This window comes from Streptomyces sp. NPDC048639 (genome assembly GCF_043199075.1).
GTDB lineage: Bacteria > Actinomycetota > Actinomycetes > Streptomycetales > Streptomycetaceae > Streptomyces.
The window spans coordinates 131,119-150,650 of record NZ_JBICVP010000011.1 but is presented as its reverse complement, the minus strand read 5'-3'; the positions used below and the strand labels follow the sequence as shown (position 1 = coordinate 150,650).

Below are 19,532 nucleotides of genomic sequence, written 5' to 3'. Positions count from 1 at the left end.
GGGGCCGGGGCGGCAACCGCCCCTGTGGGGGTAGGGCGGTTACCACGTCCTGGCGGAGGTGACCGCTCGGGGAGCGGTCACCTCACCGGGTGCTCACCTCAGCGAGCGGTCACCAGCTCGGACTTGTTGAGGCCCTTGAAGCCGTTGGCCCACAACTGGTCGACCGAGGCCGACTCGTTGGCGTCCGGGCTGTCGTTGGTGCAGGAGGGGCCGGGGCCGCCTCCGGACATCAGCTCCGAGCACGGGCCCTCGTAGTGGTCGGGCAGGCCCAGCACGTGCCCGGTCTCGTGGGAGGCGACGCGGTCGGAGTCGTACTCCTGGTTCTGCGCGTAGTCCATGAAGATGTAGCCGTGACCGTGGCCGTCGGTGCTGGCGTACGAACCGCGGGGGTCGTTGCCCTCGCGGTAGGTGAAGTCGGCGTTTCCGCCCTCCTGCAACTGGACGTTGCTGACGGAGGAGTTCCAGACCGAGGTGCTGTTCGCGATCTCCGATGCGAAGGTCGGCGCCGCGCTCGCGTCGTAGGTCACCGTGACCGCCGCGCTGCCGGTGGCCTTCTGCTTGGCCTTCGCCGACTTGATCACGGCTTCGAAGAACGCCCGCGTGTTGGCCTGGTCCTCGGCCGAGCCCGAGTAGGCCGCGATCGACGCGGCGTGGCGCTCGGCGGAACGGGCGTCCGCCGTGGAGTCGGCGGCCGATGCCGGCACCACGGCCATCGAGGCGAGCAGCCCGAGCCCGAGGGCTGTCGTCCCGAATATCTTGGAGCGATTCATGGGGGGAGTCTCCAATCGATTTCCGAACAGGCCCCGTTGAGTCGCCTGGGTGAGCGACGGAGGGCCGTACGGAGAACATCTGGGTACTCAGAGTCTCGGGGCGTTTCCGGCTGTGCGGGATGATGCCAACTCCCGATAGCGTCAGCCAATCCCCCTTCATTTCCCACCGAATTGACCATCCACCGAGACATAACGTCTGATCGCAGATTCATGGGGGCAATACCGGATTTCGCAGCCTTTGTAGGTCTGGCCTGGAGAGCTGAAACGCCGTTATTCTCCGGGCGTGGAGCTCGATGTGAGGCACCTGCGAGCACTGTGCGCGATTGCCGATGCCGGCAGCGTGCGCAAAGCCGCGGTGCAGTTGGGCATGACACAGCCCTCCCTGACGACCCAGCTCCGCCGCATCGAGAAGGCCGTCGGCGGCACGCTGTTCACCCGCGAGCGGACCGGCAGCCGGCCGACGCCGCTGGGGCGCTCCGTGCTGTCACGCGCCCGCCCGATAGTCGCCGAGATGAGCGCCTTGATGAGCGCCGCCCAGGACGCGGCGGTCGGCGGGGGAACCTCGCGCCTGCGCATCGGAAGTACCGCCAGCCGGGCGGTCGTCGGCTGGCTCCGCCGGGTCCGCGACCGGCTTTCCGACACCGACACCACGATCCACATAGAGGTGTCGTCCAACGCCCTGCTGGAGATGCTCGCGACGAACCAGCTCGACGTCGCGTTCGTGCACGAGCCGGAGTTCTTCCCGCTCCGTGTGCCCCCCGGCCTCGACCAGCGCGTCGTGGTGGAACGGGAGCCGCAGTTCGTCGCCGTGTCCACGGAGCACCCGCGGGCCGGCCGCTCCTCGGTACGGCTGGCCGACCTGGTGACGGACAGCTGGATCGTCGACCCGGCCGCGGACGACGAGTACGCCGCTCTGCGCCGCGCGTTCGCCACCCTGGGATGCGAACCCCGCACCGTTGCCGTACGGGACATCACCACGGCCGCGGACCTGGTGGTGTCGGGCGAGACGGTGAGCCCGTGCCAGCCGACCTCGCGCTCACGGGCGGGCATGACGATCCTCCCGCTCGCCGACGACCCGCTGGCCGTACGCCTGTTGCTGATCGCCCGGCCGGGTGCCGCCGCGGTCACCGACATCGCGATGCTCCATCGCGAGCTGGAGCAGTCCTACGTCGAGGCGGCCTGGGCGAGCCCGGCGTACCGGCAGTGGCTCATGCGCCACAACAGCCCGCTCCTGCACGGCGCCGGTGACCCCGCACCCCCGCGGCCGCCCCTGGAGGCCTTCCAACTCCCGCCCCAGTCCCGCGTGGCGCGCGGTACCTGACACCGCCCCCGGCACCGGACGCCGAGGCCGCCGGGTGCTCCACGGGCGCATCCGCCGGGTCGCCGCCACCACGTGGGTCCCGGCGCCTGCGGGCCCCCGCCCCGCCCCGCGGAGACCGGCGTGAGCAGGCATGAACAGGCGTGAGCAGGCGTGAATCAGCGCGAGAGGTGACGTACGCGTGCCCAGACCGTCCGGTCCACCGCTCCCACATGCCGCCGGAACCCCCCGATCCGTACCTCCCGCAGCTCCTCCGTCTCCAGATAGCTGCGCCGTCCGGCCGCGTCCCCGACGGTCCCGTCGGGCAGGGCGATCACCCCGGCCCGGCCCTCCCGCTCCTGGCTGGTGATCTTCGCGACCAGTGCGCTCTCCCCGCGCAGGGCCAGCACCAGGCACGGCCGGTCCTTGGACCCCGGCCCGTCCTCGTACGGCACCTCCGCCCACCAGATCTCGCCCGGCCGCGGCCCGCTCCCCGGCGTCCGCTTCCCCGGCGTCCGCTTCCCGGGTTCCCGCCGGCCGGGCCGCGCCGGCGGCCTGCGGTCACCGCGCCCGCGCGGCCGGCCACCGCCCGCGCCGGGCGGCCTGGCTCCGCGCGGCTTCCGCCGCGGCCCCCGGTCGCTCCGGCCCCACCCGTCCACCAGCGACGCGATCAGTGCGATCACCACGACCACCGCGCCCAGCGCCCACCACCACGTCGTGTTCACGCGCAGCACCGTACCTTCGAAACACAGAGCGGTGGCGCCCCCCGTACCGGTGAAGCAATGGGTGAGTTCCCCCACAACACCACTCCGTGGAGGGGCGACCACCCGATTCGCGCCTTACGCTCGACGGACCGCAAGCGCTCACCCGTGCCCACCGCACGCCCGCCCCGGACCGTCCCCCGGGTCTCCCGAGACGGGGGCCCAGCCTCGGAGGTTTCTGCTTGATGAAGCTCACCGTCGTCGGCTGCTCAGGGTCGTTCCCGTCCGCGGACTCGGCCTGTTCGAGCTACCTCATCGAAGCCGACGGCTTCCGGCTGCTCCTCGACATGGGCAACGGAGCCCTCGGCGAGCTACAGCGCCACTGCGGTCTCTACGACCTCGACGCGGTGATCCTCAGCCATCTCCACGCGGATCACTGCATCGACATGTGCGGGTACTTCGTCGCCCGCTACTACCGCCACGACGGCGGCCGCGCCGAGGCCCTCCCGGTCTACGGCCCCGAGGGCACCGAGCAGCGGCTGACCACCGCGTACGACGATGTGCCCTCCGAGAAGTCGATGAGCGAGGTCTTCGACTTCCGCACCCTGGAGCCCGGCGCCTTCCGCCTCGGCCCCTTCACCGTCCGCACGGACCGGGTGTGCCACCCCGTCGAGGCGTTCGGATTCCGGCTCGAGCACGGCGGCCGCGTCCTGACCTACTCCGGGGACACCGGCCCCTGCGCCGCCCTCGACTCCCTCGCCGAGGGCGCGGACCTCTACCTGTGCGAGGCGTCCTTCACCCACGGCAAGGAGGACGTGCCCGAACTGCACCTCAACGGACGGCAGGCCGGCGAGTCCGCCCGAGCTGCGCGCGTCGAGCGGATGGTGCTGACCCACATCCCGCCGTGGACCGACCCCCGGATCAACCTGCGGGACGCCCGCGAGGTCTTCGACGGGCCCGTGGAACTCGCCCGCGCCGGCGCGGTCTACGAGATCTAGCCCCCCGCGCCGCACCCGTCCCCGTAGGTTCGCCGTCCTGTCGCCCGCCCCACGCGGGGCCGTCACCGGTCGCGGCGGTCGTCCCGGTGGGTGGCGCGGTGCTGGAGCTCGTGCCACAGGTCCGGCAGGTCGTGCCTGCCGGACAGGAACTCCTGGAACTTGATCTTCGCCGTGATCACCGGGTGCCGCCAGCGCTGATCACGCCGCGCCGCCCGCGCCAGCCGCTTCGGCTTGTCGCGGTAGCGCCACCGGGCCCACGGAGCCTCCGGGCGGCTCAGCCGGATGGCGCCGATGACCAGCAGAGGCAGGAGGAACAGGCCCAGCAGCCCCGTCCACACCTTCCCCTTGAGCAGGGTGATCACGGCGAGGACGAGCGCCAGCAGCAGGACCCCGCCCGGCAGCAGCGCATTGCCGGGCGTCGGGTCCGACCGATAGCCCGACCAGTCGATCACCGAGACCGGACGGAAGCCGAGCAGCACCAGACCGCACAGGGCGATGGCCACGAAGACGGCGTCGACGGACGTACGCCCCGCCTCCGTCCAGTAGACGTCCCGCAGATGCAGGATCAGCGCGAACTCGTCCAGCACGAGCGCCGCCCCCACCCCGAACACTCCGGCCAGCACGGACTTCACCGTGTCCGACGGGTCCGGGACCACGATCAGCGACACCCCGCTGACCAGCATGAACACCACGCCGAACACCACATGGTGAATGTGCAGTCCGCCGGTCCGCACATTCCCCGGCCACCAGCGCACCTGCGCCCGGATCATGCGGACACTGAAGCGGATGACGCCGAATCCGGCGATGAAGGAGCAGAGGAAGACGAAGAGCGGGAGCAACCCCGTGCCCACGATCTCCCGGTGGAACCAGCCGCCCTGCGCCAACGTCACCACACCGAAACGCTAGCCGACCCCGGCCCCGGCCCTTCAATCCTCGGCGAGCGGCCCGCGGGCGGCCTCCTTACAGTGGCCGCATGAGCGCCATCGGCGAAACGAGCCGGAAAGCCGCTCCGGCCCGGGGACCCCGGCCCGACGACGAACGCCACCGGCCCTGGGACCGCTTCCTGCACCGGGTTCCCGGCGGATTCGGCGCCTTCTTCGGCGGCCTCGCCCTGTACTGCGCCGTCACGGCCGTCATCCCGCCCCTGCGGAGCGTCCTGGCGCCCGTGACCCGCTTCCTGGAGTTCCTCACCGTCCCGGTCAGCGCCAACCTCGCCTACGCGGCGTTTCTCTTCCTGCTCGCCGCCGCCATCGCCGCCCGCAAGAAGATCGCCCGGCGCCTGGTCATCGCCTACCTGGGGCTGGTGATCCTGGCCGACGTCGTCGCAATGGCCACAGGCGAATGGGACGCCGTCCCGTCCCTCCTCGTGTGCGCCGCGGCGATGGGACTGCTGATCCTGGCCCGCCGCGAGTTCTCCGCCGACACCCGCCGCGGCGCTCTCTGGCGCGCCCTGCTCGTCCTCGTCGTGGGCCTGGCCGCGGCCATCCTTCTCGGCTGGGCCCTGGTCGAGGCGTTCCCCGGCAGCCTGCCCCGCAGCCAGGCCCTGCCCTGGGCGGCCAACCGCGTCCTCGGCGGACTCGTGCCCGCCTCGGAGTTCGACGGCCGCCCGGCCCGCTGGCACTACTTCCTGCAAGGGCTGCTCGGTGCCGTCGCGCTGCTGGCCGCCGCCGCGACCCTCTTCCGCTCCCAGCGCCTGGAAGCCTCGCTCCACGGCGACGAGGAACCACGCATCCGCGCCCTCCTGGGCGCCTACGGGGACCAGGACTCGCTCGGCTACTTCGCCACCCGCCGCGACAAGGCCGTCGTCTTCTCGCCCAGCGGCAAGGCCGCCGTCACCTACCGCGTCGAGGCCGGGGTCTGCCTGGCCAGCGGCGACCCCGTCGGCGACCCCGGCGCCTGGGACCCCGCCATCGAGGAGTGGACCCGGCTCGCCCGTCGCTACGCCTGGACACCCGCCGTCATGGGCGCGAGCGAGGACGGCGCCAGGGCGTACGGGCGGGGCGGGTTGAGCGCCCTTCAGCTCGGCGACGAGGCGGTCCTCAACGTCGCGGGCTTCGACCTCGACGGCCGGGACATGCGCGTCACCCGGCAGGCCGTGACCCGCGTACGGCGCCAGGGCGTCACCACCCGCATCCGCCGCCACTCCGCCCTGACCGACGAGGAGATGCGGGAGGTCGTCGAGCGGGCCGACGCCTGGCGCGACACCGAGACCGAGCGCGGCTTCTCGATGGCGCTCGGCCGCCTCGGCGACCCCGCCGACGGCGACTGCCTGCTCGTCGAGGCGTTCGACGCTGACGGGCGGCTGGTGGCGCTGCTGTCCTTCGTGCCCTGGGGCCGGCAGGGCGTCTCCTTGGACGTGATGCGGCGTGACCGCAGCGCTCCCAACGGCGTCACCGAGTTCATGGTCGCCGAACTGTGCGATCGGGCCGGGCGGCTCGGCGTACGCCGTATCTCCCTCAACTTCGCCGTCTTCCGCGCCGCGTTCGAGGAGGGCGCCCGGATCGGCGCGGGCCCGGTGCTGCGCGCCTGGCGCCGGCTGCTGCTGTTCTTCTCCAAGTGGTGGCAGCTCGAAGCCCTGTACCGGTCGAACGTGAAGTACCAGCCCGCCTGGTATCCGCGGTTCCTCTGCTACGCCGACGCCGGCTCCCTCGCCCGCATCAGCCTCGCCTCCGGCATCGCCGAGGGGTTCGTGTCCGTACCCAGCCTGCGCGCCCTGTGGGGCAAGGGCCGGCCACGCGGCATCACCGCCCCCGCCAGCACCGCCGGCCTGCCCTCACTCGGCGAACTCGGCCTGGCCGGACCGCCGGAGGGCCGCGACGGCGAGCAGGTCGACCCCCTCGCAGGGCTGCCCGAACAGGTCCGCGTACGACGGCGGAAGCTGGACCGGCTGCGGGCCGACGGCGTGGACCCGTACCCGGCCGTCGCCACCCCCCGTACGCACACCCTGGCGCAGATCCGCGCCGCGCACGCGGGCCTTGCGCCCGGAGCCCGCACCGGCGAACAGGCCACCGTCGCCGGACGGCTGCTCCTCGTACGCGACTTCGGCGGTGTCGTCTTCGCCGTGCTCCGCGACTGGACCGGAGACCTCCAACTGGTCCTCAGCCGCGACCGTACGGGCCCGGAGGTGATGAGGCGGTTCACCGCCGACACCGACCTGGGCGACCATCTCACCGCCACCGGCGAGATCGCCGCCAGCGACCGCGGCGAGCTGTCGCTGTTCGTCACCTCCTGGCAGCTCACCGCCAAGTGCCTCCACCCGCTGCCCGAGAAGCGCCACGGCCTCGCGGATCCGGAGGCCCGCGTCCGGCAGCGCTATGTCGACCTCGTGGTGCGCCCGGAGGCGCGCGAGGTCATCCGCGCGCGCAGCGCCGCCGTCCAGGGGCTGCGGCAGGGCCTGCTCGACCGCGGGTACCTGGAGGTGGAGACCCCGATGCTCCAGCAGATCCACGGAGGCGCCAACGCCCGCCCGTTCACCACCCACATCAACGCCTACGACCTGGACCTGTACCTGAGGATCGCCCCGGAGCTGTATCTGAAGCGGCTGTGCGTCGGCGGCATGGAGAAGGTCTTCGAACTGGGCCGCAACTTCCGCAACGAAGGCATCTCCTTCAAGCACAACCCGGAGTTCACCTCCCTGGAGGCGTACCAGGCGTTCGCCGACTACGACGTGATGCTCGACCTCACCCGCGAACTGATCCAGGGCGCGGCCCAGGCGGCGTTCGGGGCGCAGGTGGTCCGCACCACGGACGCCGACGGCAAGGTGACCGAGCACGACATCTCCGGCCCGTGGCCCGTCAAGACGGTCTACGGCGCGCTCTCCGAAGCGCTCGGCGAGGAGATCGACGCCGACACCGGACTGGAGAGGCTGCTGGAGCTGTGCGACCGGGTGGGCGTCCCGCACATCCCCGAGGACACCCGGGGCGATGTGGTGGAGGAGATGTACGGGCGGCTGGTGGAGGAGCGCACCCAACTCCCCACCTTCTACAAGGACTTCCCCACCGAGGTCTCGCCGCTGACCCGCCGGCACCGCAAGGACCCGCGGCTCGCCGAACGCTGGGACCTCGTCGCGTTCGGCACCGAACTGGGCACCGCGTACTCCGAGTTGATCGACCCCGTGGAGCAGAGGCGCCGCCTCACCGCGCAGTCCCTGCTGGCGGCGGGCGGCGACCCCGAGGCGATGGAGCTGGACGAGGACTTCCTGACGGCGCTGGAGTACGCCATGCCGCCGACGGGCGGGCTGGGCCTGGGCGTGGACCGCCTGGTGATGTTCCTGACCGGGCTGACGATCCGCGAGACGCTGCCCTTCCCGCTCGTACGGCAGCGCTGACGGCCTCGCGCCTCCAGACCCTCGCGCCTCCAGACCCTCGGGCCTCCAGGCCCTCGGGCCCCGGGCTCAGGCCTTGGTGAGGTCCTCGACCTCCTCCTCCGGCTCCCGGCCCGGCGTGGCGAGGTCGAACCGGGTGATCGCGTACCGGAAGAGCGCGTAGTAGATCGCGCCGAAGACCAGACCGATCGGGATGATCTTCCACGGGTCGGTGGCCAGGTTCCAGTTGAGCAGATAGTCGATGGCCCCGGCCGAGAAGGTGAAGCCGGCGTGGACGCCGAAGGCCCAGGTGATCGCCATCGACAGGGCCGTCAGCACCGCGTGGATCCCGAACAGCACCGGCGCGATGAACAGGAACGAGAACTCGATGGGCTCGGTCACGCCCGTGACGAACGAGGTGAGTGCGAGCGAGATCATCATGCCGAGGACGGCCTTGCGCCGCTCGGGGCGGGCGCTGTGCGCGATGGCCAGCGCGGCGGCCGGCAGGCCGAACATCATGATCGGGAAGAAGCCGGACATGTACTGGCCGGCGCCCGGGTCGCCCGCGAAGAAGCGGTTGAGGTCGCCGTGGACGACCTGGCCCGTGGCATTGGTGAAGTCACCGAGCTGGAACCAGGACACGGTGTTCACGAACTGGTGCATCCCGATCGGGATCAGCGCCCGGTTGATCAGGCCGAACAGCCCGGCGCCCGCGGCACCCAGGCCGGTCATCCACTCGCCGAAGGCCGTGATGGCGTCACCGATCGGCTGCCAGCCCAGGACCACCAGGACACCCATCGCCGTACCGACGAAGGCCATGACGATCGGGACCAGGCGCCGGCCGTTGAAGAAGCCCAGCCAGTCCACCAGCTTGGTGCGGTGGAAGCGCTGCCAGAGGACCGCGGTCAGCAGCCCCATGGCGATCCCGCCGAGGACGCCCGGGTTCTGGTACGACGCCGCTGTGACCTCGGAGCCCTTCTGCCATGCGCCGCTGAGGAAGCTGGTCTGCACGAAGGTGGCGCCGTCGGGGCCCGGCACCGGGAACTGGTGGATCACCGAGTAGTAGACGAGGAACCCGGCCACCGCGGCCAGAGCCGTCGAGCCGTCCGCCTTCCTCGCGAAGCCGATCGCCACGCCGATGCAGAACAGCAGCGGCAGGGCGAGCGAGGAGTCCAGCAGCGCGCTGCCCGCGCCCGCGAAGACCTTGGCCACGTTGTCCCAGCCCAGGCCCTCGGCGCCGAAGACGTCCGGCTGGCCGAGGCGGAGCAGGATGCCGGCGGCCGGGAGGACGGCAATGGGGAGCTGCAGGCTGCGGCCGACCTTCTGCAGACCCTGGAAAAGGCCGGAGCCCCGCTTCTTGGCGGGCGCCGCGGCGTTCGCGGTCGTCGTACTCATGGGGTTCCTTCGGGGACGCGAAGCGGGCCTGTGACCGGCCCGGGGACGGTGGCCTGTGCCGAGTGGTCCATACCATGTGGTCTACACCACTCAGTGGTGTAGACCATGTTCTAGCACGGGGGAGGCGGGATGAGGAACCCGCGCTTCCCGGCGATTCCATGATCTCCGGCTACCGGGTCACGTCCCGCTCCACCTCGGCCTCCACGTCCTCCGGCTCCCGTCCGGGCGTCGGCAGATCGAGCACCGTGATCAGAACCCGGAAGACCACGTAATAGACCACGGCGAAACACAGACCGATCGGAATGATCAGCCAGGGCTTCGTATCCAAATGCCAGTTGACGACGTAATCGATCAGACCCGCCGAGAAACTGAAGCCCGCATGCACCCCCAGCGCCCAGGTGATCGCCAGCGAGGCACCCGTCAGCAGCGCATGAATGCCGTACAGCAGCGGGGCGGCGAACAGGAACGAGAACTCGATCGGCTCGGTCACACCCGTGACGAACGACGTCAGGCCGACCGAGAACATCAGCCCCGCCACCGCCTTGCGCCGCTCGGGACGGGCGCAGTGCGTGATGGCCAGCGCAGCCGCCGGCAGACCGAACATCATGATCGGGAAGAAGCCCGACATGAACAGGCCCGCATCCGGGTCGCCGGCGAAGAAGCGCGTCAGATCGCCCTGCACCACCTGCCCGTCCGGCGCGGTGAACTGGCCCGCCTGGAACCAGAAGAAGGTGTTCAGGAACTGGTGCATCCCGATAGGGATCAGCAGCCGGTTCGCGACACCGAAGATCCCCGCGCCCCAGGCCCCCAGATCGATGAGCTGCTTGCCGAACGTCGTCAGCGCGTCCCCGACCGGATCCCACAAAAGACCGCAGACGACGCCGAGCACCGCGCACACGAACGCCATGAGGATCGGGACCAGGCGGCGGCCGTTGAAGAAGCCCAGCCAGTCCACCAGCTTCGTGCGGTGGTACCGCTGCCAGATCACCGCCGTCAGCAGGCCGATGACGATGCCGCCGAGCACCCCCGGATTCTGCGGAACGCCCTCCGGATGCTCGCTGTCCACCGAGCCCGGCACCGGATAGGCCGTCAGGACCCCGTGATAGACCAGGAACCCGGCCACCGCCGCCAGCGCCGTCGAGCCGTCCGCCTTCTTCGCGAAGCCGATCGCCACCCCGATCGCGAACAGCAGCGGCAGCCCCAGCTCCACGTCCAGGATCGCGCCCCCGCCCCGAGTGAGGACCTCGGCGGTCCTGGTCCAGAAATCCCCGTGCAGATAGGCCGAGAAGAGATTGCCGAGGCTGACCAGCAGGCCCGCCGCCGGCAGCACCGCGATGGGCAGTTGCAGCGATCGCCCCATCTTCTGCAGCCCCTGGAAGAGGCCCGACGTCCATGCCCTCCCCGGCGGTTGCTGTCCTGCGGCGGCGGTGTCGGTGCTCATCGGACCTCCCGGAGGCCGCGGGTTTGGCCGGGACGGCAAACTGGTGTAGACCAGTTCCACGGCGCGGCGGCACCGCATTGCGCGGGCACGGATCAGTGGTCGTCATCATGCGTCAGATGGCGGACACACGCCCGCGAACGTGGTCCGAACGTGCATTACGGTGAAAAACGATCGGGCGGCGAAACCGAAGCCCCGAACACGCAGGAGTGCCCATGGCCACCAAGGCTGAGAAGATCGTCGCCGGACTCGGCGGAATCGAGAACATCGTCGAGGTCGAAGGCTGCATCACCCGCCTCCGCGCCGAGGTCGAAGACGTCGCCCTCGTCGACGACGTCGCCCTCAAAGCCGCAGGGGCGCACGGCGTCGTGAAGATGGGCACCGCCATCCAGGTCGTCATCGGCACCGACGCCGACCCCGTCGCCGCCGACATCGAAGACATGATGTGAGCCGCGTCGACGTCACGATGTGAGCCGCAGCCACGTCATTCCGTGAACCGCATCCACGTCATGCGGTGAACACATCCACGTCATGCGGTGAAGGCATCGACGTCATGCCGCAACCGCATCGACGTGCCGCGACCGCAGCCAAGAACTCACCTGAACCACCAGCCGTCCACACCAGGACGCCGACCGTCGAACACGGAGTGAGCCACCCCGCTCGCGTGCCCAGGGCCCCGTATCCCCACCGGAATCGGGGCCCTCGGCCCAGCAGATAAGGTCACCCCATGTCTCGTATCGACGGTCGGACCCCCGACCAACTGCGCCCCGTCACCATCGAGCGCGGATGGAGCAAGCACGCCGAGGGCTCGGTCCTCGTCACCTTCGGCGACACCAAAGTCTTCTGCACCGCCAGCGTCACCGAAGGCGTACCGCGCTGGCGCAAGGGCAGCGGCGAAGGCTGGGTCACCGCCGAGTACGCGATGCTGCCCCGCTCCACCAACACCCGCGGCGACCGCGAATCCGTACGAGGCAAGATCGGCGGCCGCACCCACGAGATCTCCCGGCTCATCGGCCGCTCCCTGCGCGCAGTCATCGACTACAAAGCCCTCGGCGAGAACACCATCGTCCTCGACTGCGACGTCCTCCAGGCCGACGGCGGCACCCGCACCGCCGCCATCACCGGCGCCTACGTCGCCCTCGCCGACGCCATCACCTGGGCCCAGTCCAAGAAACTCGTCAAGCACGGCCGCAAGCCCCTCACCGGCACCGTCTCCGCCGTCAGCGTCGGCATCGTCGACGGCTCCCCCCTCCTCGACCTCCGCTACGAGGAAGACGTCCGCGCCGAGACCGACATGAACGTCGTCTGCACCGGCGACGGCCGCTTCGTCGAGGTCCAGGGCACCGCCGAAGGCGCACCCTTCGCCCGCGAGGAACTCGGCTCCATGCTCGACCTGGCCGTCGCAGGCTGCGCCCAGCTCGACTCCGCCCAGCGCGAAGTCCTCGCCCGGCCGCTCTAGCGAACCGATCGACGGGTACGCGGTGGCCGGGCCCGGAGGCGCGCGAGTGACTCCGACCGGTACGGCACGGCGACGACGCGGGCGCGCACGGCAACGGCGTCCCCGGCACCCGCCCGTACGACCCGTCCTGGCCCCGCTCGTACAACCTGTCCCCGGCACCCGCCCGTACGACCCGTCCCCGGCACCCGCCGCAGCAGCGGTGCGCCCAGCACGACCCGCGCCCCCCGGTAGTCCGCCCACCCGTGCAACCGATGCGCCGCCTTCCGGCGTACTTACCTGTACGGGCGTACGGACGACGTCCGCCCGTACGCCCAGCAACTCCGGCTCACTCGCCGGCATAACAGTGGAGGACCCGACCCAATGGCCCACCGCCGCCGCATGACCGTCATCGCAGCCCTGGCCGCAGTAGCCGTCGCCGTGCCGGTCACCACCGCATGCAGCGCCGTAGAGAAGGCCCTGGACTGCGCCCAGACCGCCGACGCGATCCTCACCAGCGTCGAGGACCTCCAGCAGGCGGCCTCCTCCGCCGTGGACAACCCGGCCGAAGCCGAACGGGCCCTGGACCGGATCGACAAGAACCTCGACGACATCGGCGACAAGACCGACAACGCCGATGTCAGCAAGGCCGTTGACGACCTGAACGGCGCCGTGAAGGGCGTCCGCGAGTCGGTCGACCAGGGCAAGACCCCGGACGTCACCCCGGTCACCAACGCCGCCAACGAGCTGACCAAGGTCTGCTCCCCGGGCTGATCCCCGGACCGGCCGGGGCCCGGACCGTGCGCCCACCGGGCCAGGACCGGCTCCGGTCCGATGCTTGCCGGGCCCCGGACGGGCGCCGACCGGGGCCCCAACCGTATGCCGGCCGGGCCAGGACTCGGCGCCGACCGGAGCCTCGGCCGGGGCCCGGACTCTTCGCCGACCCGGGAACGGAATCAGGCGCAGGCCGTCCCGGACCAGGCAACGGCCGCGACTCGGCAGCCGGGCGCCGGGCGGACTTCCGATGCGGCCGTTTTGGCAGGGTCCCGCACCGCCCGCCGTACGGGCGGCGGATAATCGGCACCATGCAGCGTCTGATCCTCGCCACCCGCAACGCCAACAAGGTGACCGAACTCCACGCCATCCTCACGGGGGCAGGGGTGTCGGTGGAACTCGTCGGAGCCGACGCGTACCCCGACATCCCCGACGTCCCCGAGACCGGCGTCACCTTCGCCGAGAACGCCCTCCTCAAGGCCCACGCCCTCGCCCGCGCCACCGGACTCCCGGCAATCGCCGACGACTCCGGCCTCTGCGTGGACGTCCTCGGAGGCGCGCCCGGCATCTTCTCCGCCCGCTGGGCGGGCCGGCACGGCGACGACAAGGCCAACCTCGATCTGCTCCTGGCCCAGCTCGCCGACATCGGCGACCAGCACCGCCAGGCCCACTTCGCCTGCGCCGCGGCCCTGGCGCTCCCGGACGGCACCGAGCGCGTCGTCGAGGGCCGCCTGCACGGCACACTCCGCCACACCCCCGCCGGCACCGGAGGCTTCGGCTACGACCCGGTCCTCCAGCCGGAGGGCGATACCCGTACGTGTGCGGAGATGACGCCCGAGGAGAAGAACGCGATCAGCCACCGCGGCAAGGCCTTCCGTGCCCTGGCTCCGGTGATCCGCGAATTGATGGGGTGACGGAGGGAAGGCCCGGACTCGTGGAGAAGCTCGGGCCTTCCTTTGCAAGGTTTGTGCGGCCGGTGGGATTCGAACCCACATGGGATTTCTCCCAGAGGCACCTAAAACCTCCGCTTATACCATTCAGCAACGGCCGCAGGCTGGCAGCCATCGTAGCGGGCGTGCGGCTCGGGCTCACATGTGGGGAGGTGCTACGGGGCACCCTCGCAATTCTTTCTGCGGTCACCGCCCCGGCACCATGTGCTCGTGATGGCATGGCAGTTCGAGCAGAGGAATCGAAGATTTTGCGCTCGGTTGTCACGCCGGTCCCCATTGATGTGGTCGATTTCCAGCACCATGGGACGGCCGTTCCACGACGGACCTGTACCGCACCCGGAGCACCGTTCCGGAACACCGATTTCCCCCACCGCCCGGCGCAGGGCGGACGACGACGTGCGCCGCTCGTCGTGCCGTATCACCAGCACCTCATCCGCCGCTCTGCGCTCTCGTGCGGGCCTTCCCCGTTGATGGGCCTGCCCGAGAAAGTGCCCTGCGTCGAGGCCGTCCTCGGCGACCCATTGGCGCAAGCGGCTTCGAGTCGCGGTGTTGTCCGGCCTGTTCAGCCGTCGCACTGTGGCCGCTATCGAGTCGGATGCTCGTACCGCCTCCTCCAGCCCCGTCTTCGACGGTCGGGGTCGGCTGCCCCGTGGACCGCGCCGAGAGAAGTGGGAGATGCCGATCCCGAAGTGCTCGAAGAGTCTTATGAGGTGGCGTCTCAACTGGTGATAGGGACGTGCACCGAGAAAGGATGACCTCGTCGATGTTCCCGCACGCCGCCGCCGCGTCCGCCAGCCGCTCTTTCGTGTAGCGGATCGAGGAGCTCATCGCGGCGCTCCGGTCGGCGCATGTCCCCGCAACCTCGACTGACGGCCGCGGTATGTGCCCGTGGCGGAATGACAGTTGGGGCAGAGAAGCCTGAGGTTGTCGGGCATGTTGTTCCGCCAGTTCCCGTCGATGTGATCGACTTCGAGAGGAAGCGGGTGGCCTTGCCGGACGGCTTCGCACCACGCGTCGCTGTGAAGTGCGATGTGTCGATACCCAGAGAGCGGACCCGGCGACTGATGTGGGTGTGCCGGCCACCGACCACGTCGAGTCCCAAGTGCCGTAAGACGTCGCACATGTTCGTCGAGGCGGCCACCGCTGTTTCCAGCACATCCCGGGTCCAGCGCGCGCCCTCGCGTTCGAAATGGGCGGGTCGACGCCCAGTTTCCTCATGCGTTCGCGCAGGTACTTCCGGGTCGGGCTCTGCGGGTCCACCCCCAGCTTCTGCAGAACTTCCCACAGTGTGCGGGACGATGCCGCAGCCTCGGCCAGGTGTTCCTTCGTGTACAGGCTTGCCGCCATGATTCCCCCTACGGATACGGCCGCGTGTTCGCCGTCTCGCACTGAGTGACGAACCGACAGCGCGGCGGTCACCCCCGGGAAACGGAACGGCCCGCACCGTATGCGGTGCGGGCCGCTGTTCCCGGGCCGAGGTCGGGGCTGGGGCCGTCAGATGTTGAGGTCCTTGATCAGCTTCGCGACATGGCCGGTGGCCTTCACGTTGTAGAGGGCGCGCTCGATCTTGCCCTCCTCGTCGACGATCACCGTGGAGCGGATCACGCCCGTCACGGTCTTCCCGTAGAGCTTCTTCTCGCCGAAGGCGCCGTACGCGGCCAGGGTTTCCTTCGAGGGGTCGCCGACCAGCGTGACCTTGAGGCCTTCCTTCTCCCTGAACTTGGCCAGCTTCTCGGGCTTGTCGGGCGAGATGCCGATCACGTCGTAGCCCGCGCCGGTCAGCAGCTCCAGATTGTCGGTGAAGTCGCAGGCCTGCTTCGTGCAGCCCGGCGTCAGGGCGGCCGGGTAGAAGTAGACGATGACCTTGCGGCCGGCGTGGGCGGAGAGGGAGATCTCGTTGCCGTCGGCGTCGGGCAGGGTGAACGCGGGGGCGGTGTCGCCGGGCTGCAGTCGGTCGCTCATGGCTGAAGTTCTCCTCATCGCTCGTGCTGCTACCCGAGAGATTAGCCGCGGTGACGGGGGTGCCATGGGGCACGCCCCCCGGCGAGCTGACAGACTGTCCATCACGGACAACCCAAAACGACGGAGGCAGCGCGGTGTCGGAAGCCAGGACCCCGGCGCAGATCGAGGCGGACATCGCCAGCAGGCGGCAGGCGCTCGCGGCGACGCTCGACGAGATCGCGGTGCGGGTGCACCCGAAGACGATCGTGGGCGACGCGAAGGCGAGGGCGGCCTCGGCGGTCGACCGTACTGCGGGCCGGGCGTACGTGGTCGTGAACCGTACGGTCTCGGACGTGCGCGGGAAGCTGGTCTCGGAGGACGGTTCGCCGCGGCTGGAGCGGATCGTTCCGGTGGCGCTCGCGGCCGTCGCCGTCGTCGGTCTGCTGGCCGTGTCCACGCGTCGCCGCCGCGGTTAGGACCCTGCGCGCACTTCGCCCATCCCGGGGCAGGTACGGTCATGGCGTGAGCACGAACGCTACCCACGACAAGCTGCCCATCCGGATGCTGCACGACCGTGTGCTCGTCCGCACCGACATCCCCGAGGGGGAGCGGCGCTCCAGCGGGGGCATCGTCATCCCGGCGACCGCGGCGGTCGGCCGCCGGCTGGCCTGGGCCGAGGTGGTCGCGGTCGGGCAGAACGTACGGACCGTGGAGCCGGGGGACCGGGTTCTCTTCGACCCGGAGGACCGTGCCGAGGTGGAGGTCCGCGGGGTGGCGTACGTGTTGATGCGCGAGCGCGATCTGCACGCCGTGGCCGCTGAGCGGCTCGAGGGGTCCGACGACTCGACCGGGCTCTATCTCTGACGCTTCCTCTCTGACGCTGTGCGGTGTCCGGTCGTCGGCGACCGGCTGTGTTCCTCCGGCCGGCAGAAACCTTCCGCCTTCGGGCCGCCCGCGCGGCCGGTGGCGGAAGTTGCTGGCCGGAAGCCGGAAGCCGGAAGCCGGAAGCCGGAAGCCGGAAGCCGGAAGCCGGAAGCCGGAAGCCGGCGTCTCCGCACGCCCGCTATGAGCTGTCGGGGAAGAACTCGTCCTCGTCCGGCGGCGTGATCGGCGATGTCGTCGGCAAGCGCGTCGGCGACGCCGACGGCGTGGTGCTCGGCGGCCGGGGGCTGCCCGTCGCCGCAGGTGCCGACGACGGTGAGCCGGACGGGCTCCCCGACGGTGATCCGCTCGACGCCGACGCCGACGGCGACCCGGACGACGCCGACTCCGCCGGCTCGCTCGGTTCGGCCTCCGCGCCCGGCTGGAGGTGCAGGCGGAAGGACGTCGCCGCCGTGTACTGCAGTGCCACGGCCGTGTACCGGCCCCAGATCTCCGCCGGGTATCCACCGCCGTTGACACGGTCGAGCCCCCCGGCCCCGTACAGCGGCTTCTGCTCCCCGCTCTTGGGGTCCTGTCCCATCACCGCGATCACGGTGGCGAGGTCGGGGGTGTAGCCGGCGAACCAGGCGGCCTTGTCCTCCTCCGCGGTGCCGGTCTTGCCGGCGGCGGGGCGGCCCGCGGACTGGGCGGCGGTGCCGGTGCCGTTGTCCACGACGCTGCGCAGCATCGACGTCGTGGTGTCGGCGGCCTGGCGTGAGACGGCTGCTCTGCTCTCCCGTTCGGGCAGGGACACATGCTGCCCGCCCTTGGTGATCTTTTCGACGAGGGTGTACGTGCCGTGCCGGCCGTGGTTGGCGAGCGTCGCGTACGCCTTCGCCATGTCCAGGACGCTGGCATTGACCACGCCGAGGGCGACGGACTGGCGGGCCTCGGCGAGGCCGGGGGCGTTCTTGGGGATGCCGAGGGCGATGGCGGTCTCCTTGACCTTCTCCGGGCCGACGTCCTCGCCCATCTGCGCGTACACCGAGTTGACGGACTTGTCGGTGGCCTCGGCGACGGTGATCTCGCCGTAGTCGGTGCCGTCCTCGTTTCCGGGCCGGTAGCCGGTGGGGCCGCTGCGTCCCTGTACCTCGCGGCGGTTGCTGCCGTCGTAGAGGGTGTTGGGGGTGATTCTGCGGCCGTTCTGGGTGGTGGAGCCGTTCTCGACGGCCGCGCTGAAGACGAACGGCTTGAAGGTGGAGCCGACCTGGTAGTCGCGGCGGGTGGCGTTGTTGACGTACTGCTTGGTGTAGTCGACGCCGCCGTACATGGCCACGACCCGGCCGGTCTGCGGGTCGATCGAGGCGCCGCCCGCCCTGACGTAGCGGTCGACGGGGCGGGAGGGGGTCAGCCGGCTCATGAGCTGGGTCTTGACCGCGTCGGCCATGGCCTTCTGCTTGCGCTTGTCGAGGGTGGTGGTGATGCGGTAGCCGCCGGCCTGCAGGGTGTCCTCGCCGATGGCGCCGCTGCCGCTGAGGTAGGTGTTGATGGCTTCGACGAGATAGCCGCGCTGTCCGGACATGCCCGGGGGTGCTTTGGTCCTGCCGGGCTTGGGGAAGGTCATGGCGGCCCGCTCGGTCTGGTCGAGCCAGCCTTCCTTGACCATGCCGTCGAGCACGTAGTTCCAGCGCGCGTCGGCCCGTGCCCTGTTCTCGGGGTGGGCCGAGACGTCGTACGCGCTGGGGGCGTTGACGAGCGCGGCGAGGTAGGCGCCTTCGGCGGTGGTGAGGTCGGCGGAGTCCTTGCCGTAGTACGCCTGGGCGGCGGCCTGGATGCCGTAGGCGTTGCGCCCGAAGTAACTGGTGTTCAGATAGCCGGTGAGGATCTCGTCCTTGCTCTTCTCGCGGTCGAGCTTGATGGCGATGAAGAACTCCTTCACCTTGCGGGTGAGGGTCTGTTCCTGCGCGAGGTAGTAGTTCTTGACGTACTGCTGGGTGATGGTCGATCCGGACTGGCGGCCCTTGCCGGTGACGGTGTTCCAGGCTGCGCGGACCATGGCCTTGGGGTCGACGGCGGACTCGGAGTAGAAGTCGCGGTCCTCGGCGGACAGGACGGCGTGCTGGACCGGCTTGGGGACCTGGGTGAGGGGCACGTTCTCGCGGTTGACGTCGCCGTCGCGGGCGAGCGGGGAGCCGTCCGCGTAGAGGTAGACGTTGCTCTGCTTCACGGCGGCCGCGTTGGCGGGCGGGATCTCGACCAGCATGTAGCCGGCGACGAAGCCGCCGGTCAGGGTGAGAAGGAACAGCAGGATGCCGCCGAGCGTCATGCGCCAGGTGGGCAGGAAGCGGCGCACGCCGGTGCGCTTCGGCCGCGGGGGCCGGGCCTGGAGGAACGGCACGGGCGGCCGGGGTGGCTGCGCCGGGACGCCGCCGGTCGGTGCCCGGCCGGGAGGAGGTGCCGTGCCACGGTCGGTCTGCCGCTGCGGATGGCTGCTCATCTGCGGGGACTCCGTTTCGCGTGGTAGGCCCGTCCCGTAGGGAACTGTCGCATTCCCGGCCCCGTACGGATCGGTCGCCGCGCTCTCAGGACCGCTCTGTCACGGGCCGGTTGGCTCCGTCAAACCACCCCATCGCGTGAATAACCGATGGCAGCCCGCCTGCAACGTGACT

General features: G+C 70.5%; 17 protein-coding genes, 1 tRNA gene and 1 pseudogene. 9 read left to right on the top strand and 10 right to left on the bottom strand.

The window, feature by feature from the left end; genetic code table 11:
• Positions 1-98: 98 nt before the first annotated feature.
• Positions 99-770, bottom strand: a complete 672-nt coding sequence (snpA, locus tag ACGFNH_RS27835; protein ID WP_393658261.1) for a snapalysin — start codon at positions 768-770, stop codon at positions 99-101.
• Between the two features lie 283 nt (positions 771-1,053).
• On the opposite strand from snpA, the gene ACGFNH_RS27830 reads away from it, so the two are divergent.
• Positions 1,054-2,091 carry a LysR family transcriptional regulator gene (locus ACGFNH_RS27830; protein WP_393658259.1) on the top strand — a complete coding sequence of 346 codons (1,038 nt, stop codon included), beginning with the start codon at positions 1,054-1,056 and terminating at the stop codon, positions 2,089-2,091.
• A gap of 155 nt (positions 2,092-2,246) precedes the next feature.
• Here ACGFNH_RS27830 and ACGFNH_RS27825 read toward each other — a convergent pair whose 3' ends face one another.
• Entirely contained in the window at positions 2,247-2,792 is a 546-nt protein-coding gene (locus ACGFNH_RS27825) for a type II toxin-antitoxin system PemK/MazF family toxin (RefSeq protein ID WP_393658257.1), read from the bottom strand.
• 221 nt (positions 2,793-3,013) lie between these two features.
• Between ACGFNH_RS27825 and ACGFNH_RS27820 the strand changes: the two genes are divergently transcribed.
• Complete coding sequence (locus ACGFNH_RS27820; protein WP_393658255.1) at positions 3,014-3,766, top strand: MBL fold metallo-hydrolase; 753 nt, start codon at positions 3,014-3,016, stop codon at positions 3,764-3,766.
• A gap of 62 nt (positions 3,767-3,828) precedes the next feature.
• On the opposite strand, the gene ACGFNH_RS27815 is transcribed toward ACGFNH_RS27820, so the two are convergent.
• The gene (locus tag ACGFNH_RS27815) at positions 3,829-4,659 is read right to left on the bottom strand and encodes a hypothetical protein (protein ID WP_393658253.1); all 831 of its coding nucleotides are present in this window, start codon (positions 4,657-4,659) and stop codon (positions 3,829-3,831) included.
• 80 nt (positions 4,660-4,739) lie between these two features.
• Between ACGFNH_RS27815 and lysX the strand changes: the two genes are divergently transcribed.
• Positions 4,740-8,093 (top strand): bifunctional lysylphosphatidylglycerol synthetase/lysine--tRNA ligase LysX, encoded by a 3,354-nt coding sequence (lysX, locus tag ACGFNH_RS27810; protein ID WP_393658251.1) that lies wholly within the window; start codon positions 4,740-4,742, stop codon positions 8,091-8,093.
• Between the two features lie 66 nt (positions 8,094-8,159).
• Here the strand turns inward: lysX and ACGFNH_RS27805 are convergent, their stop codons facing one another.
• Positions 8,160-9,464 carry a PTS transporter subunit EIIC gene (locus ACGFNH_RS27805; protein WP_393658249.1) on the bottom strand — a complete coding sequence of 435 codons (1,305 nt, stop codon included), beginning with the start codon at positions 9,462-9,464 and terminating at the stop codon, positions 8,160-8,162.
• Between the two features lie 169 nt (positions 9,465-9,633).
• Positions 9,634-10,905 carry a PTS transporter subunit EIIC gene (locus tag ACGFNH_RS27800; RefSeq protein WP_393658463.1) on the bottom strand — a complete coding sequence of 424 codons (1,272 nt, stop codon included), beginning with the start codon at positions 10,903-10,905 and terminating at the stop codon, positions 9,634-9,636.
• 170 nt (positions 10,906-11,075) lie between these two features.
• Between ACGFNH_RS27800 and ACGFNH_RS27795 the strand changes: the two genes are divergently transcribed.
• The 4 genes from ACGFNH_RS27795 to rdgB all read left to right on the top strand — a co-directional run bounded on the left by ACGFNH_RS27795 (position 11,076) and on the right by rdgB (position 14,025).
• Positions 11,076-11,351 (top strand): glucose PTS transporter subunit EIIB, encoded by a 276-nt coding sequence (locus tag ACGFNH_RS27795; protein ID WP_393658461.1) that lies wholly within the window; start codon positions 11,076-11,078, stop codon positions 11,349-11,351.
• A 278-nt stretch (positions 11,352-11,629) separates the two neighbouring features.
• A complete protein-coding gene (gene rph / locus ACGFNH_RS27790) occupies positions 11,630-12,361 on the top strand; it encodes a ribonuclease PH (protein ID WP_393658247.1) in 732 nt (243 codons plus the stop codon).
• A gap of 378 nt (positions 12,362-12,739) precedes the next feature.
• On the top strand, positions 12,740-13,111 hold the full coding sequence (locus ACGFNH_RS27785; protein ID WP_393658245.1) for a hypothetical protein: 372 nt from the start codon (positions 12,740-12,742) through the stop codon (positions 13,109-13,111).
• 311 nt (positions 13,112-13,422) lie between these two features.
• A complete protein-coding gene (gene rdgB / locus ACGFNH_RS27780; RefSeq protein WP_393658243.1) occupies positions 13,423-14,025 on the top strand; it encodes an RdgB/HAM1 family non-canonical purine NTP pyrophosphatase in 603 nt (200 codons plus the stop codon).
• 54 nt (positions 14,026-14,079) lie between these two features.
• Here rdgB and ACGFNH_RS27775 read toward each other — a convergent pair.
• The 4 genes and pseudogenes from ACGFNH_RS27775 to bcp form a co-directional block, all read right to left on the bottom strand.
• Positions 14,080-14,162 (bottom strand) — tRNA-Leu (locus tag ACGFNH_RS27775).
• Between the two features lie 54 nt (positions 14,163-14,216).
• Positions 14,217-14,363, bottom strand: a complete 147-nt coding sequence (locus ACGFNH_RS27770; RefSeq protein ID WP_393658241.1) for an HNH endonuclease — start codon at positions 14,361-14,363, stop codon at positions 14,217-14,219.
• A 522-nt stretch (positions 14,364-14,885) separates the two neighbouring features.
• Positions 14,886-15,408, bottom strand: a pseudogene (locus ACGFNH_RS27765) (HNH endonuclease).
• A gap of 147 nt (positions 15,409-15,555) precedes the next feature.
• Positions 15,556-16,023 (bottom strand): thioredoxin-dependent thiol peroxidase, encoded by a 468-nt coding sequence (bcp, locus tag ACGFNH_RS27760; protein WP_393658239.1) that lies wholly within the window; start codon positions 16,021-16,023, stop codon positions 15,556-15,558.
• 134 nt (positions 16,024-16,157) lie between these two features.
• Between bcp and ACGFNH_RS27755 the strand changes: the two genes are divergently transcribed.
• Positions 16,158-16,478 carry a DUF3618 domain-containing protein gene (locus tag ACGFNH_RS27755; RefSeq protein ID WP_393658237.1) on the top strand — a complete coding sequence of 107 codons (321 nt, stop codon included), beginning with the start codon at positions 16,158-16,160 and terminating at the stop codon, positions 16,476-16,478.
• 85 nt (positions 16,479-16,563) lie between these two features.
• Entirely contained in the window at positions 16,564-16,866 is a 303-nt protein-coding gene (locus ACGFNH_RS27750; RefSeq protein ID WP_393658459.1) for a GroES family chaperonin, read from the top strand.
• Positions 16,867-17,065: 199 nt separating this feature from the next.
• Here ACGFNH_RS27750 and ACGFNH_RS27745 read toward each other — a convergent pair whose 3' ends face one another.
• Complete coding sequence (locus ACGFNH_RS27745; protein WP_393658235.1) at positions 17,066-19,360, bottom strand: transglycosylase domain-containing protein; 2,295 nt, start codon at positions 19,358-19,360, stop codon at positions 17,066-17,068.
• Positions 19,361-19,532: the final 172 nt, after the last annotated feature.